At 42.9% G+C, this 15555-nt stretch carries 16 protein-coding genes; 9 read left to right on the top strand and 7 right to left on the bottom strand.

Translation table 11 applies throughout. The annotated features are described in order from the left end of the window. Positions 1 to 3: 3 nt before the first annotated feature. From W03_RS09180 to W03_RS09195, 4 genes are read right to left on the bottom strand one after another with little or no spacing between them, the layout of a single operon-like run. Complete coding sequence (locus W03_RS09180) at positions 4 to 1749, bottom strand: type IV secretory system conjugative DNA transfer family protein (protein WP_244072670.1); 1746 nt, start codon at positions 1747 to 1749, stop codon at positions 4 to 6. A gap of 5 nt (positions 1750 to 1754) precedes the next feature. Next, positions 1755 to 1946, bottom strand: coding sequence for a hypothetical protein (locus W03_RS09185; RefSeq protein ID WP_244072671.1), 192 nt, complete (start codon positions 1944 to 1946; stop codon positions 1755 to 1757). 6 nt (positions 1947 to 1952) lie between these two features. Then, positions 1953 to 2624, bottom strand: a complete 672-nt coding sequence (locus tag W03_RS09190) for a hypothetical protein (protein WP_244072672.1) — start codon at positions 2622 to 2624, stop codon at positions 1953 to 1955. Positions 2625 to 2657: 33 nt separating this feature from the next. Then, on the bottom strand, positions 2658 to 3806 hold the full coding sequence (locus W03_RS09195) for a hypothetical protein (RefSeq protein ID WP_244072673.1): 1149 nt from the start codon (positions 3804 to 3806) through the stop codon (positions 2658 to 2660). Positions 3807 to 4062: 256 nt separating this feature from the next. On the opposite strand from W03_RS09195, the gene W03_RS09200 reads away from it, so the two are divergent. The 8 genes from W03_RS09200 (at position 4063) to W03_RS09235 (ending at position 11815) form a co-directional block, all read left to right on the top strand. After that, positions 4063 to 4317: a hypothetical protein gene (locus W03_RS09200; protein WP_244072674.1), complete on the top strand. Its 255-nt coding sequence runs from the start codon at positions 4063 to 4065 to the stop codon at positions 4315 to 4317. A gap of 458 nt (positions 4318 to 4775) precedes the next feature. Next, positions 4776 to 5324, top strand: a complete 549-nt coding sequence (locus tag W03_RS09205; protein WP_244072675.1) for a helix-turn-helix domain-containing protein — start codon at positions 4776 to 4778, stop codon at positions 5322 to 5324. After that, positions 5314 to 5490, top strand: a complete 177-nt coding sequence (locus W03_RS09210; protein ID WP_244072676.1) for a hypothetical protein — start codon at positions 5314 to 5316, stop codon at positions 5488 to 5490. The genes W03_RS09205 and W03_RS09210 overlap by 11 nt, the downstream gene beginning before the upstream one ends. 219 nt (positions 5491 to 5709) lie before the next feature. Further along, positions 5710 to 6264: a very short patch repair endonuclease gene (locus W03_RS09215; protein WP_244072677.1), complete on the top strand. Its 555-nt coding sequence runs from the start codon at positions 5710 to 5712 to the stop codon at positions 6262 to 6264. A gap of 9 nt (positions 6265 to 6273) precedes the next feature. Then, on the top strand, positions 6274 to 7641 hold the full coding sequence (locus W03_RS09220) for a DNA cytosine methyltransferase (protein ID WP_244072678.1): 1368 nt from the start codon (positions 6274 to 6276) through the stop codon (positions 7639 to 7641). Further along, positions 7634 to 8431, top strand: a complete 798-nt coding sequence (locus W03_RS09225) for a hypothetical protein (RefSeq protein WP_244072679.1) — start codon at positions 7634 to 7636, stop codon at positions 8429 to 8431. Before W03_RS09220 ends, W03_RS09225 begins: the two co-directional genes overlap by 8 nt. Before the next feature lie 56 nt (positions 8432 to 8487). Beyond that, positions 8488 to 10659: a hypothetical protein gene (locus tag W03_RS09230; RefSeq protein WP_244072680.1), complete on the top strand. Its 2172-nt coding sequence runs from the start codon at positions 8488 to 8490 to the stop codon at positions 10657 to 10659. A gap of 694 nt (positions 10660 to 11353) precedes the next feature. Next, positions 11354 to 11815, top strand: coding sequence for an antirestriction protein ArdA (locus tag W03_RS09235; RefSeq protein ID WP_244072681.1), 462 nt, complete (start codon positions 11354 to 11356; stop codon positions 11813 to 11815). 20 nt (positions 11816 to 11835) lie between these two features. Here W03_RS09235 and W03_RS09240 read toward each other — a convergent pair whose 3' ends face one another. The 3 genes from W03_RS09240 to W03_RS09250 form a co-directional block, all read right to left on the bottom strand. After that, positions 11836 to 13134, bottom strand: a complete 1299-nt coding sequence (locus W03_RS09240) for a relaxase/mobilization nuclease domain-containing protein (RefSeq protein WP_244072570.1) — start codon at positions 13132 to 13134, stop codon at positions 11836 to 11838. Further along, entirely contained in the window at positions 13131 to 13574 is a 444-nt protein-coding gene (locus W03_RS09245) for a hypothetical protein (RefSeq protein ID WP_244072569.1), read from the bottom strand. The genes W03_RS09240 and W03_RS09245 overlap by 4 nt, the downstream gene beginning before the upstream one ends. A gap of 191 nt (positions 13575 to 13765) precedes the next feature. Next, complete coding sequence (locus tag W03_RS09250) at positions 13766 to 13933, bottom strand: DUF1804 family protein (protein ID WP_244072682.1); 168 nt, start codon at positions 13931 to 13933, stop codon at positions 13766 to 13768. A gap of 212 nt (positions 13934 to 14145) precedes the next feature. Here W03_RS09250 and W03_RS09255 point away from each other — a divergent pair, with 212 nt between their 5' ends. Continuing rightward, a complete protein-coding gene (locus W03_RS09255) occupies positions 14146 to 15381 on the top strand; it encodes a PEP-CTERM sorting domain-containing protein (RefSeq protein WP_244072683.1) in 1236 nt (411 codons plus the stop codon). The last annotated feature ends 174 nt before the right edge of the window (positions 15382 to 15555 follow it).

The following is a 15555-nucleotide window of genomic DNA, read 5'->3' on the forward strand; positions in this document are numbered from 1 at the left end:
CTCCTATAGGCGTAGTTTGACTTTTCTGCGAAAAGGCTTGCCGTGGAATGGATTGATGCCCACTTGCGAGCGCCAAGGCTCGATCTCGGCGTAAGATACAGGTTCAAACAAAATCGGACGGTATTGGCGCACGAATAAAATACCTTTCTTCATGCGCCGGATTTCGTCAGGCGTAGCTAACGGGCGGCCCACTTCACTAATGGTTTCATTTAAGCCTAGATGCTCGATGGATCGATTGCCGCCCATGGCTATTACAGACTGTTCTCCCAGCATTTTGGAAATCATTTCTAGCGTTTTAGGCGAGCGCTGGCCGGGCAGGAATTGTTTGATCTCAGTTTCGCTAAGAAGAGTATCTAATGCCGTTTTAGAGTAAGTCCGCTCAAAAGCTGCAAAATCCTGAAATATTAGGTGAAGACGAATCCCATACGATCTGCCCCACGTCAGCAGGCTCTCCAGCCCATTGATCTTGTAATTCGTGGCTTCATCCAGAATGAAATACACAGGGCGATCTTTGGCAGGATGACGCTTCATTGCCGTCGTACAACACCACTGCATTAAACCGATATAGGCTTTATAAGCTTCCATACGGCTGGCATCGGCTACGATGAAAAGCGTAGTCGGTTTCTTGCCTTCCTTGAGATCGCGCATAGCAAAGGTAGAGCGGGCCATGGCGGGCGCCAAGCGTCCGAAGGCGAATGGTGCCAAGGCTTGTTGCGCTCCGGTGATAAAGCTATCGAACGTGCGGCTGTCGCCCGACATCAAGGCAATGAGATTAAGTGCTCTGGCTCTGACCAGCTTCGCGAATTCGGCGACATCCTGTGGGTCGTGAACCTTTGCCCATTCGGTACGCTCGATTGGAAAAGGGCCATCCGGGTGTGGCTTTCCATCGATATCAACACCCGTAATCCATCTTGCCAAATCCTCGAGACGCTGGCGATTTTCTAGCAATAACGCAACGGAAGACAGCATTGCGTCATATAAATCAATCATGATTTCAAATATAACACCTATTGAAATCAGGGATCTACTTCCTTCCCTGAAGTAGGAATTATCGGTTTCCTTACCCGCCGGTTCCGGTAGTATCTGTGCAGCCATCTCGCGCAAATCATCCATCACATCCCGCAGACCTCCGGGACGCATCAGATCGTCGGCAATGATATCGAGCGGATTGTATGAATCGCTTGGACCGATAATATCCGACCATAAATTGGCGGGATTAAGTTTTCGAACAATTTCGCCGCGTTTTTCTAAAGCAGATTTCAGCATAACTACTAGCTCTGATTTAAAATCCGTCACAACTTTTCCGTGCCGAATGATCAAAATAGATGGAATCACTGTATAAATTCCCTTTCCGGAACCCGCAGAAGCTATGGTCAAGGCATTCGAAACAACATCGAAAAAGAGAGCGGGTGAAGAACTTCCTGCAAACCGTCCCCAGAAAGGTCCGCTATTATTTTTAGTTAATCCGTCTTTGAATTCCTTGAGTGTGGACCAAGCGGCGCTACCTTTTTGCCTTGTGGGTTCATGACTAGCTAAAAGATCGATGTAGTGTGCGAGATTTTCAAGCAAACGGATTAGGGTTTTTAGACTGGCAAGGACTGCCGACAAGTAAATTAAAGCACTAAGCCAATCTATGCGGCCATCAAGAAGCGGCGGATTGAGACTGGTTGCCCACCACACCAGTCCGGCTGTGATGCTTAGGAGCGCGAGCAGACTGGTGGGATGTTGATTGGAATATTGGCGAGCCATCGCTTTTACCCTGCGGTATGGCCTTCGCGAATGCGGATAAACGTAGGCTTGACTGCGCCATTACCTGTAAAGTAGTCGCGCCAAAAGGTGGTCAATTCTTCTTCGTTCTTACAATATTTTAGGAAATTAGGGTGACCGTAACCATAGCGCTGCAATAGAAGCACTGTCACATCGATACCTTCCAGTGAGTCTGGCATCAACCGTTACTGATAGCTTTCTTGTTTGCGAAATATGCGAAATGGCGGCATTTGGTTCTGTTTGATGCAAAATTGCGCGGTATCTGAGTTTTGCAAAAGGTCGCTAAGAAGAATTAATCGGCTGCCCGGCATGAAATCCTTCATGTGTGAAACATTCTTGACCATTTCCAGCATTGGCGATTGCGAAACTTGCTTGCGCGATTCATCCGGTATTGGTGACAGCATCGCATCGACTTGCGGAGCGTAAACATTCTCATACAGGCGCTGCTTTTGTTTTCTCAGAAAACCTACCGATGCGCTTTGCGCACCGATCTCATCAAGGTCGTCAGAAGTTTTCGCTGTGCCGCAAACATGGAAGCGGGCTTTCGGTGTCGAACTGATCTGGTCGCCTTCAGTAGTGATGAAACTCAGGCGTTCATTGAATTCCAGACTGGCATACAATTCATCCAGATAATGTCGCACCGAGCGGTGCTGCTCTACGTTCAACCGAGGCTCGCTGGCATCGAATAGCACAAAGGTGTTGCGTTGTTTGATATCCTCGAAACAGCCATATTGATCCGGTGTCGGTTGGCCGAAAGTATTAAATGCGGCATAACCCATAGCCCCCGTGCACACAGCCAATACGGCGCTCAATGCGATGATTTTGGGTAAATCTTGCTTTTTGTTTCTTCGTCTCATGGAAATCTCCTAGAAAATTAAGATTGAATAGGTTTAAGCATGCCGTTTCAGTACATCGCTCAATCGCTTGAGCGCCGCTGCTTTTGCCTTGGCCAATGCGGGATCGTTCTCGCTACGATGGGAAGGATGGTAAAACTCGGGTAACTCGATTTCGGTTGCATCGTTAAAGGGAAAATGATTGAGCAGGCCATCCGGGATAGCGATTTCTCGGCCTTCGAGCACTGAGTGCGTGTTGATGACCCTGATAGCTTCCGCCGAGAATTCGTTTTCAGCAGCGCGGGTTGCTTCTTCAAGCTCGCGGGATGCCTGATGGCATTCAGCAACCTTTTTGTTGTATTCTTTAATTGCTTTTGACTGAGCAGTGATTTGATCTTGCGCATCATCTTCAACAGAATCGCAAGCATCCTCGATTTCTTCTACGTAATCTTCATACGACTGATACAGATCGTCATGAGCGGCGGTAACGCTTTGCTGATATGTGCTGTAATCGCCGTATGGGTGACTGAAACCCGTTTTCCCTTTATTAAACGAAAAGACAGCAATGCAAATGTTGAGTAGAACAAGAAAAACAGCTTCAGGTGTTACGATCAATTCATGGTAATGCGCGAGTGAATGACCGATTTTGTCCAGAGATTCCGTTGATCTGACTAGTCCCACAGTCAGAATAAAGAAAACCATCACAGCGATAAACACTTTGAACTGCCATTTGGCGCGATCTCGAATGGCTTTAATTTCTTGCGTATCGGTATCCATGCTGCGTGAACCGTAATTCAAGAAACGCCCGATGTAATATCCCCCACAAACAGCTAGAACCACGTTCGTCAATGAGATTAAAGAACTGACAAGCAACGCAGCAAATGGCCCGCTGACCATGTGGGCGTTATACAGGAATGAACTATTAACTCCTGCATCGATGAACACGCAAATACCGATCAACAGCACGGATATCACGAGGTTCGGTGTGGAAGACTTATCGATGAGATTATGAAGTACGGAATATGCCCTCTCAGCTTGTTGGGCTTGATGCAGCGCATGAGCTTTTATAGGAAGCATCTGCTCAGCCCGAGTGATAATGCTATCGAGTTTTTGTGTGATACCTAGATTCCCGGTAATCGAGGGAATTTTAAGTCGGCTTTTAAGATTAGCCGCTTCCTTACAACGTGTTGAAAGTTTGCTTGCCATCAACTCTAGCGGCCTCTTAAGACCATTATAAATATGGCTTATGGTAGTAAGTAATCCATATATTCCTCTCAAAAAATGGACAAATTCATATTTGGGAGGAATCATCGTACTGCGAAGCTAAGCGCAGGAACTATCACCAATTTCATTGAAAATTAGCGCAGATTCTCTGCGCTAATTCTTAAATTTTTAATTAAATAAAATAATTGACAAATCATATACTTGCCTGTTAATCATGCCCGAGAAAGGATTACGGCAAATGACTAAAGCTAACAAAAAAGTAAATCTAGCTATTAAGGATGTAGATGGCGCAGCACGTTATGCTTTTGATATAGCTTGCAAATCTTTAAATCCATCGAAAGGAGAAATCATTTCAGAAATGATGCTACTCAAAGCAATTGAAGTTTTAGGTCCAGAGAGAGTGGAATACTTACTACAAAGATATGCTAAAAACCTAGAGTTGGATGAGCTCTTGAAAAAGAAGAGTAATAGTCAACCACCTGAGCCCCTATAATGAAGTAAACTCAGAAACTTACAATCTCTTATAATCTTTATTATTTCGCTCCGGCAGCATCAAAATTATAAACGTCTTAATATATGAGCAGCTTAATCTATTAATAAAGGCTCATCTTTGGTAACGAAAATTAAAATCTACAAGGATTCTCTAAATAAATTTAAACAAGAGTATCAAGAATTTAACTATCGCCATTTATTAGATGCCATCGTTGATGATGTTTCTTATACTCAACGGTCTATATATGAGAAAGATATAGCAATTAATCCACTGTTCAGTGGCGAGGATTATCATTTCGCAAATACGTAACTCCTGCGGATTCTGAAAAGAAAAAAATATTTAGAGATCATGCCAAATTTAAAGAAGCAACAAGCATTGGATACAAAACTTTTGAAGCTGTAGGTCGGCAAGGTCTTTCTCCTGATTCCGCGCTCAATACAATTTTTTGGTCAGCTTCTGTGCAAGGATATACAAGTCTCACTAAATTTTTATTCGATTTTGTTGAGTGCTTTCGTCCAAAATTTGAAAGCTTAGATGAGTTTAGAGCGTTTAGAAAAATTATAAAGAAACTTAAGAAATCTTCCTCTACCAGCAGTTTCACCACTACCGAGAATAAAAATATTTCTCAAAAGCCTATTACTAATCAAACTAACGTTAATCAATTTTTTGAGTATTTAGCGGGGTATTCGAAATCAGCTTTGAGCAACTTTAAAGCATCGAATCCAATTCAACAATTAGACTATTTATCATTAGAAGAGCACCATTTATTTCAAATCATACTAGAAACAGCAAACAGTAAAGCCGTCCATACTGATCTATCGGGAAGGCGAATTATTTTTAATTTTTTAAAGTTGATTCCCGAAGAAAGAATAGATGTCTTTAAGCATATTTTAGAAAACAGAGTAATGCAGTACGCTGATCAATTCGGTGTATCTTCCCGCACGATATACCGTGAGCTTTCACGATATGCAGAAGTTGAGGAAAGGCTATCGATCAATGCCGGATAAGCCGAACAAAATCCGTCACTACCGCACCTACATGGATATGTACGGAAAAATGCTGCAAGATTTATCACATTCTGAAAATTATATCACTCGCCTGATCAACAATAACAAACTGGATGAATTTGAAACGAGCCTGCGAGCGTTGATCGAAAAATCTTTCAAGCGCTGATGTAGTACAAATTCCATTCGGCACTACAAGCCACTTCCCGCTACGCGCAAGAGGTGCGGGGTACTACACATACTACAAAATGTTCCATTTTTTCGTCCCCCCGCATCTTGGCAAAGGGGCCCACTGCGTGCCCCTGTTGCATACCCCCGACTTAGTGGTGCAGCACAGGCATTGAGCCTTCTTGCGCCACTGCTGCGCCGGTCGAGCACGTTAAAAGGTATGCTCCCGCCAACATTCATCGATCACATCTATGCGGTTTGGACACCAGAAGCGAATCGGCATTGCCTTGCTGTAAAGCGAGACATTTACCATATATACCGCTATATTCACTCAATGGATACACGTACACCCGATCAACGTCGGCGCATTATGCAATCCGTCAAGACTAAGAATACCGGACCCGAACAGCAAATCCGAAAGGCCTTGTTCGCCGCAGGTTATCGTTATCGCCTCCATCGCAAGGATTTGCCAGGTTCTCCCGACATCGTTTTTCCTGCTAGAAAAAAGGCGATCTTTGTTCATGGTTGTTTTTGGCATGGACACAACTGCCCGAAAGGTCGACTGCCCAAATCCCGTATGGACTATTGGGGACCTAAGGTCGAAGCTAATCGTACTCGGGACAACCGGAATGTCATTGCCCTCAGCGCGGAGGGCTGGAATGTACTTGTCATCTGGCAATGCGAGCTTACCGATTTTCCAGTTGCTTTCGACCGCATCGTAAGATTTGTGGAAGGCAATCAAAATTCGATCGACTTTGAATCCGTCCGATGTTAAACTTCGTCTATGACGAATCGTGTAGCCCCTAAAAAAAAGACCATAACCCGTCCAGTAGGCATTGATCTATTTGCTGGCGCAGGAGGTATGAGCCTTGGTTTCGAGCAGGCAGGCTTCGATGTTGCCGCCGCTGTCGAAATCGACCCCATTCATTGCGCTATTCACAAACGCAACTTTCCAAATTGTATTGTTATTCCGAGCTCGGTAGCTGACTTGACTGGCGATGGAATCCGACGCATTGCAGGACTTGAAGGGCGCGAGATCGATTGCGTGTTCGGTGGGCCACCGTGCCAAGGATTCTCGATGATCGGTCAGCGAGTCCTCGACGATCCACGCAACAGTTGTGTTATGGATTTTGTAAGGCTGGTGACCGAGTTGGATGCAAAAACGTTCGTATTCGAGAATGTCAAAGGACTCACTGTTGGAAAGCAACGTGCCTTTCTTGACGAACTTGTGGAAGCTTTCAAGGTACGTGGATACCAAGTTCGTATGCCTTGGCGCGTCCTCGATGCAGCTAGTTACGGCGTACCCCAGCATCGCGAACGTTTGATTCTGTTCGGCGCACGAAAAGATATTGAGGTTCCAGATTACCCCTTAGCAATAACTAACCCTGCTGATGGGAAACGAAATATTCGGGGCCTGCCATTCGGTCCAACTTGCGAAGATGCACTCGGCGATTTACCCAATGCGGAGTGCTTTGAAACCCTCAAGAAAAGCGATGCGGTGAGGACTAATGCTTTCAAAAAGCCCTCGGATTATGCCGCTGAAATGCGTTGCATGACTGAAGGTTCATGGCATTTAGGATACGTGCGCGATTGGCACGCTCATTTTCTGACCTCGAGCGCACGTACTGTGCACACTGTGATTTCGAAAAGGCGATTTGCGATTACAAAACAGGGTGAAGTCGAGCCCATCAGTCGATTTCTCAAACTTTCTCCGACAGGTCTGTCGAATACGCTTCGTGCAGGAACAGATGGGGCGCGCGGTGCTTTTACCAGCCCGCGTCCGATCCATTACAAATATGCACGCTGTATAACGGTTCGGGAGATGGCACGACTTCATGGTTTCCCCGATTGGTTCCGCTTCCACGCGACTAAATGGCACGGCGCACGACAGATAGGAAATGCCGTACCGCCCCCTCTGGCACGCGCCATTGCAGCGAAAGTTGTTCAAACGCTCGGCGTAAGTATCAAGGCGGTGAAAGTAATGCAGAAACTTGGCGACGCTAAGTTTCTTTATATGGAGATGTCGGAGGCTGCCGAGCATTTCGGAGTAGCAAAACCATCGTCGAAGCGCGACCGAAAAAGTGGCGCGAAGAAACGCAAACAATCGGAAATTGAAGCTGCTCATAAACGCTGGAAGGTAGTCAATGGTTAAAACCGATACCAACCGTTATCGAACGCTAATTGAGCGGATTTTTTTTAACCACTGGACCGAAGGAACGAATGAATTCGAATTTGCCCGAATTGAAATCGAAGAGCATGCGAAGGAACAAGAAATCGCTCTACCGAAGAATCTCGGCGACCTAATTTATTCGTTCCGTTTCCGTATTCCATTGCCGCAGAAAATTCTCGAAACACAACCAGAGGGACTTGAATGGATTATTGAGGGAGCTGGACGAGCACGTTATCGCTTCCGTCTCGTTACGATTACGCGAATTGTTCCGAGCAAAGCACTTGTAACCATAGCAATACCGGATGCGACACCTGAACTTATCAGAGGATATGCATTAGATGACGAACAAGCTTTGCTAGCAATCGTACGATATAACCGCTTGATCGATACTTTCCTCGGGCTTACTACTTACAGTTTGCAGAACCATCTTCGAACGACTGTTTCGGGCGTAGGGCAGATTGAGATCGACGAGGTATATATCGGACTCGACAAATACGGATGCCACTATGTCATCCCAGTCCAAGCAAAAGGTGGTAACGACCAAATCGGTATAGTGCAGATCAGGCAAGACCTCGCTTTCGCCGCAGAGAAATTCCCCGATATGCGCTGCCGATCGATTGCAGCGCAATTTATGCCGGGCGAGATAATAGCTCTCTTCGAGTTAACTTTAGACGACAGCCAAGTGAAAGTTGTCGAAGAACGTCATTACAAGTTGGTGCCCGCTAATGAGCTCGACAAAGAAGCAATTCGATCTTATCGTACGAGCTCCTAGTTATATGTAGAAAAGTAACGCAAATTACAAAAAAAACTATTCACCCCAACTAATTAATGAAAAAATTATCGATAAAATTAAAAAATTGCTACGGAATTAAAAATCTCGAAGAAGAAATTGATTTTTCCAAAAAAAAAGCACAAGTAATTTATGCTCCAAATGGAATCATGAAAACTTCGTTTGCACAAACCATGTGCGATCTTAGTAATAATGAGGAATCAAGAGATCGAATTTATACTGATCGCGAAACTGAGAGAATAATTCAAGATGAAAACAACCAAAAACTTCAACCTGAAGAAGTTTTTGTAATAAAACCGTATGAAGCAGACTATGAATCGCCCAAGCTTTCCACTCTGCTTGTCAATAAAGAGCTTAAGAAAGAATATGACGAAATTTTAGCTGAGATCGAGATAAAAAAAGAAGCACTTTTGATTGAGCTAAAAAAAACCTCCGGCCTTAAAACTGAAGTTGAGGAAGCAGTATCGCAAGTTTTCACTAAAGAAAAAAATAAATTCCTAGTTGCGCTAGGAAGGATTGAAAATGAAATACTTTATGAAGAGAAAAATGATTTAGAAAAAATATCTTACAACAAAATTTTTAACGACAAAGTTGAAGACTTTTTAAATACTAAAGGATTTAAGGAAAAGCTTGCGGAATATACCAAAATATATGATCAAATTTTAAGTAACTCTACTTTTTTTAAAAAAGGAATTTTTAATCATTATCAAGCAAGCGAAATTGCGAAAAATTTAAAATCTCATGGGTTCTTTAAAGCAGAGCATTCGGTGTATGTGAATTCAGATACCCAGAAAAAAGAAATCACTACAGAAAAACAATTAGAAGACTTAATTCAAAAAGAAAAAGAAACTATCTTAAGTAGTACTGATCTTCAAAAATCTTTTGAAGAGATTGATAAAAAGCTTAAAAATGAAGACTTGCGTTCATTTAGGGAATACTTACTTAACAATCAAGATATTCTACCTGAACTATCCAATCTTGAACTTTTTAAAGAAAAACTTTGGAAATCCTATCTCGTTACGCACATAGAACTCTTTAAGGCTCTTATGGATGTCTACAATAAGGGCAAGAAAAGAATTCAGGAAATTACAGATGAGGCATCGAAACAAGCCACTCGATGGCAGGAAGTAATAAACATTTTCAATAGACGATTTTCTGTTCCTTTCAAAGTAGCTATTGAAAATAAGCAAGACGTAATTTTGAATCGTGTATCGCCTAATATTCAATTTCAATTTCAGGAAAATGGAGATTCTCCACGACCTATTGAAAGAAACAAGTTGGTGGAAGTGCTTAGCAATGGTGAAAAAAGAGCACTATATATTTTGAATATTATTTTTGAAGTTGAAGCTAGAAAAGAGGAACATCAAAAAACATTATTTGTGATAGATGACATCGCAGATTCATTTGATTACAAAAACAAATATGCCATCATTGAATACTTAAATGACATTTTGCACGAAGGTGATTTTTATCAAATAATTTTGACTCACAATTATGATTTTTTTCGCACTGTAAGTGGGCGGTTGCAACTATGGGGCTACAATTACAACACGATAAAATCAAAAGATGGAATAAAATTCGTTAAGGCTGAACATTACAATAATCCATTTAAAAAATGGATAAAAAATTTAGATGTTGATGAGAAGCTTATCGCTTCAATACCGTTTGTAAGAAATCTTGCTGAATTTTGTGGACATGATGAGCATGAAACAAAATTAACATCTCTGCTTCATGTAAAACCAGATACTCATACATTAAAAGTAATTGATTTGCAGAACATATATAGAGAAATCCTTCATAATAAAGCTGATTTAGTATTAACTAATCCTCAAAAAAACATAATAGATTTAATATTTGAAGTCGCAGAAAAAATATCTCAGGATACTGAGATGGAGGTGGAATTAGAGAAAAAAATTATTTTATCAATCGCGATTAGATTAAAAACAGAAGAATTCTTAATTAAAAAAATCAATGATAATATTTTTGTAAATGAATTAAAAAATAATCAGACTCTAAGATTAGTGGAAAAATACAAATCCCTATTTAAAAATACACCCGCTGAGCAAGAAAACATTAAAACGATTGAACGGGTTAATCTTATGACTCCCGAGAATATTCATATCAATTCATTTATGTACGAACCTATCTTAGACATGTCTAATGAGCATTTGAAAAACCTATATCAAGAAATTCAAGCTTTGAGAGCTTAATTTCAGTTTTCTCGCAAATATAATATCAGCCATTTTCATCACAAATTTTCATTTCCTAAATCTATAATTCTGCAAAAAACTCAAAGATAAAAGGTTTTTGCCATATACGCTAATTTTGCACTCTCATATCGGATTGGTATCAAACCTGTCTGAACAGGACTTTCCAAGGTATTGTTTGTTTTTAGATTTAAAGCAATTCTAATAAGAATACCGATTATTGAAGCTAATAAAGTGAAGAACGCAATTTTTTCATTGCTACTTAATAAATCCCACTATTCTCGCATTTTTATTTCTCTAAAAAACAATTAGAAATTTTAAACACTTATCTCAATCGTTTTTTAAGTTCCTTAAAGGGGAAAACCTTCCCCTGCTGCAACCGCAGCATAGCTGCGTTTTCCGGCACCCCCATCTGCGGGGATACCCCGTAACGCCCCATCTATTGTGAACCACCATCGGTTCACTTTTTGATTTTTACTTCCCCCGCTGGGAATCAATCAATTTAACACAGAACCTATCTCCACCAAGTCATCCCCCAATCTTCCGCACGCCGCAAGCGGCGTTTGTGCAGACCGGGCGGTTCCCCCTGACTTGTTTCCATCAGAACCTGTGTTGCGCTCGTTTCACTCGCTTTTCTCTGGGGTTTTCCAACCCCAGCGGGGGTTGTTTTTTTAAACCTTACTAAAGCGAGGAAAAAATGAGTGAAGAAATCAGAATTTATGTTGCAGATTTAGCTGCCTACAATAATGGAAAATTGCACGGCGTATGGATCAAAGCCTGCGATGATCTGGACGTTATCAAAGCACAGATTAATGAAATGTTGGCTAAAAGTCCGGAAGGTTTTGCAGAAGAGTACGCCATTCACGATTATGAAGGGTTTAGCGGTTATACCTTGAGCGAATATGAAGGCGGTGAATTGCTGAATCATTTTGGCGGTGACTTGGAGGATGCCAGAACTGCCGCCGAGGAAAATTATTGCGGCTGTTACAAATCGCTGGCCGATTATGCGCAGGAATTGACCGAGGAAACTACGCAGATTCCAGAGAACCTTTCTTATTATATCGATTTTGAGCGAATGGGCCGGGATATGGATTTAAGCGGCGATGTTTTTACGATTGAGGCCGGGTATGAAACCGTTCATATATTCTGGAATCACTGATGCCTGAATGTACTCAGTCGTCAGCGCGTCCAATCATGGCCGCGCTGGCGCGAGCGCGGTCGATCCCGGTTTTGTTCTTGGCGTTGAATCTCAAGCTGTTCAAGGCGCTGCTCGCGCATGGCCTGATATTTCGATCTGTCGTGCTCCAATTCATCTAGTCGATAAGTTTTCAATGATTCCAGTCGCTCGATGCGCGATTGCAGGGTACGGCGGGTTTCTAGCTGCTGAAAAATGAGCGCGTCGCGCTCCTTCTGCTGGCGCATTTCGACATTCCATGCGTCCTGTTCATTGCGTTCTTCGATTTTATGGCGCTTGCCTGTAAGTCGATCAAACAGGCCGCGAAAACCTGTGTTGAAATTGTTCCGCCATTCCTGCTGTTTGTGCTGCCAGTATGAATGCTGGGCATCGTGTAGTTTTTTTCGTTCAAATCGATGTTGGTGTATCAACATTTGGCGTTTTTCTTCTAGCTCAGCCCGTCGAGATTCAAGTGCAATTTCTTGTTGTTGAGAGATCTTTTCCAACCGTGCTGACATATCCTTGGCAATCTGAATTTTGGCATCATTCACCGATGGAAGCGCTGTTTCATCGGTCAGGCGCTCGCGTACTTCTTTGGTTTTGATACCAATCCATTTGGATACAGCAAACACTTCGCCCCGATGATCCACCGCGACAAAACTGCGTCGATCACCACGAGCAAGCACATAGCCGTGTTCTTTCAATGCATTTGCAAAAGCATTCTGCGTTTTATTGAGCAACCAGCATTCCTGAAATACTGCTTTAATTTGTTTGGGGTCTTTGCCGATTCGCTTGGCTTGTTGCCATTCGGCCAGCGTAAAATTGTGCGGATCACGTGCATGAGCCTGCTTAAGACCATCTGGCATAGTCCAGCCGTGTTCGAGATACAATTCACGCGATAATTCCATTAATTTTTTCTTTGGGAAAGAAAGCTGTACCGCTTTCATTTCATCCACCTTGATCCGCGACCATACGGCATGACAATGCCTGCGCCCATTTTTTTCGTGAAACACAATGGCGCGGGGCTGATTGTTTAATCCAAGTTTCTCTTCGATCCGATCAATGGTCTGCTCGAATGTTTCTGTTGAAACACTTTCGTTTTTAGGTGGATTGAGACTGAGAGAAAATAGAAACTGCTTGCAGCGCGTGGCGCGGCTGATGGCACGGGCTTCATTCAGTGCAGCCATAAGATTATTTGAGGCAAATCCACGCACCTCATGAACTTCGACATGCTCGTTTTCTTGTTTGAGCAGGTGCAGAGCCAAATCCTTTGCCCCGCCTCGCTGGTTGCCGACAAGGATCATTCGCCGTCTACCGATTTTACGCCAAGCGCTGTAATGAGTAATGCCCGCATGGCTTGGATTTCACTACAGGCTTGCTCGATCTCACGCTCGATTTCAGGCGTTATATCCAATGTTCCCATATTAGCGGCTTTGGCCAATTGGTTAATATTGGAAGCTAGTCGCGATTGACCTAATTCGCTCAGTAATAAAGCCAGCATGGCGCTATCGGGCGCGGGCTTTCTGACCGTGCGGCGTTTTTCAACCTTTTCAGCAAACAAGCGATTACGGATATATGAGCCCAGCGGTTGACTGCCCGCCATTTCATCGAGCCTCTTGCGTTCGTCAATGGTCAAGCGCAGGGAAAACGGCGGGGTATTGCGACGTTTTCCCTTCTTAGGTGATTGGGCGACGGCAGCCGAGAATGCCTGTTTTACCGATTGAATATTGAGAAAGCCGCTCATGGTAACGGCTCCTGATAGTACGGAACATTATGCTTGAGATAGTCGTTCCATTCCTCTAAAACCTCCAAAATGCGGTTCGAAGATTCACACTCCGTCTCCGCCAAATACCCTCCAAGCGTTACCCAACATTGCCAACAAAGTCTTTATAAATAAACAGCATCGAGATAATTTAGCCAACTATTGGCGTTTGCCTACTGCAGCCAGTTCTCCCCGTTTTTCAGCATAAACCAAGTCTTAAGCGTACCCTTGGGTAGCGACAGTCGCTTTGCCGCTTCAACCAGCGTCAATCCACTTGCTTTGAAAAACTTAACTGATTTCTTACGAAACTCCTGACTATACTGCGTACGCGGTAATTCCATCTTCATCCTCCATTGCATTCCTCATTTTATGAAACTTCGGACTCCTTGAATATCAGCATACCCCACTTAAAGATAAACTTAGAATTACACCGAAATGAAAAATTCGTTTAATTTTGCAAAAGTCTCATATAATCGCCAAGGCGTTGTCGCCAAAATCTTTGTGATAACTTAGGCCTTCAAGTAGTAAAACACCATTTTCTCAAGGGATCATCATGAGCATTTCATACAAATGCATAAAACTTAAATTTATTACAATTTTCTTTACTGGAATTTATGCCGCGGCAAATTCTGCAATAATAAATGCGGAATGGTCAATTAGAGGATTAGGCAATTTAGGTGAAACCGATAGTTTTGTAAGTGCAATTAACGACTCTGGCCGGATAGTGGGAAACTTTCTTAACAATGGCGTTTATCATGGTTTTATATCAGGTAATGACGGTATAGGTATGACTGATATTAGTACCTTGGGTGGAACCGAGAATTTTGCTCAAGCGATAAATAATGTCGGGCAAGTAGCGGGTGAATCAACCAATTTTGATTCAATTTTTTCCCATGCATTTATAACAGAGTCTGGCGGGAAAAATATTAATTACGTAGGTAATAACATAGGGGTTAATGAAACAGTTTATGGCATTAACGACTCTGGACAAATCGTCGGAGATTTTGATTTTATCAATGCTAGCGGTTTTCATGCTTTTATCACGGGCTCTAACGGTAATGGCATAACGGATTTGGGTACGCTGGGAGGGTTATATAGCTCAGCTACAGGCATCAATAATTCTGGACAAGTGACGGGATGGGCTCAAAAAGGAAGTGGCGGCAGTGTTTCTGTTGATAGCCATGCTTTTATTACCGGGCCTAATGGCGTAGGAATGATCGATTTGGGCACATTGAATGGTAATTTCAGTGTTGCCAATGGTATCAATAACTCTGGACAGGTCGTGGGAAATGTGGGAGAAGTTAGCGATATTTATTATCATAACGCATTCATTACAGGGTCTGACGGTATGGATATGACTAACCTCGGTACATTGGGGGGCTACTTCAGTGATGCGCTTAGCATTAATGACGCAGGGGAAGCAGTTGGCTGGGCTGAAACGGCAAGCGGAGATATTCATGCTTTCTTATATAGTCATGGAGGGGTAACTGACCTTTCGTTGTTAGATGTGGTCACCGCTGACGGATGGAAAAGCATTTCCTCGGCTATTGACATCAACAATAATGGGCAAATCATAGGAAATGGAGTTAACGCTCATGGCGCATCCGAAGCTTTTTTGCTGTCCTATACGCCTGATACCATATTTACGCCGAATCCCATATTTATTCCATCGCCTCCTCCGCCAATTCCTGAACCTGAAACTTATCTCATGTTATTGACTGGATTAGGGGTGATTGGTTTTATGGCGAGGCGAAGAAAATATAACGAGACCTTTGCAAAAGCCCTTTGATATATTTCCAGGGAACTGTTTTTATTGATATTAAATTGGCTCTAGGCTAGCAGAAGTCATATGTTAGTCTAGAGCCATTCATAATAAGCCACATTGTTGTTTATGCTATTAAATAGAGCATTATGTGAATCCCACCTTCGTCAAATACCCTCCCACTGTTACCCAAGATTTCCA

It is taken from the genome of Nitrosomonas sp. PY1, assembly GCF_022836435.1.
In the GTDB taxonomy this organism is placed as follows: Bacteria; Pseudomonadota; Gammaproteobacteria; order Burkholderiales; family Nitrosomonadaceae; genus Nitrosomonas.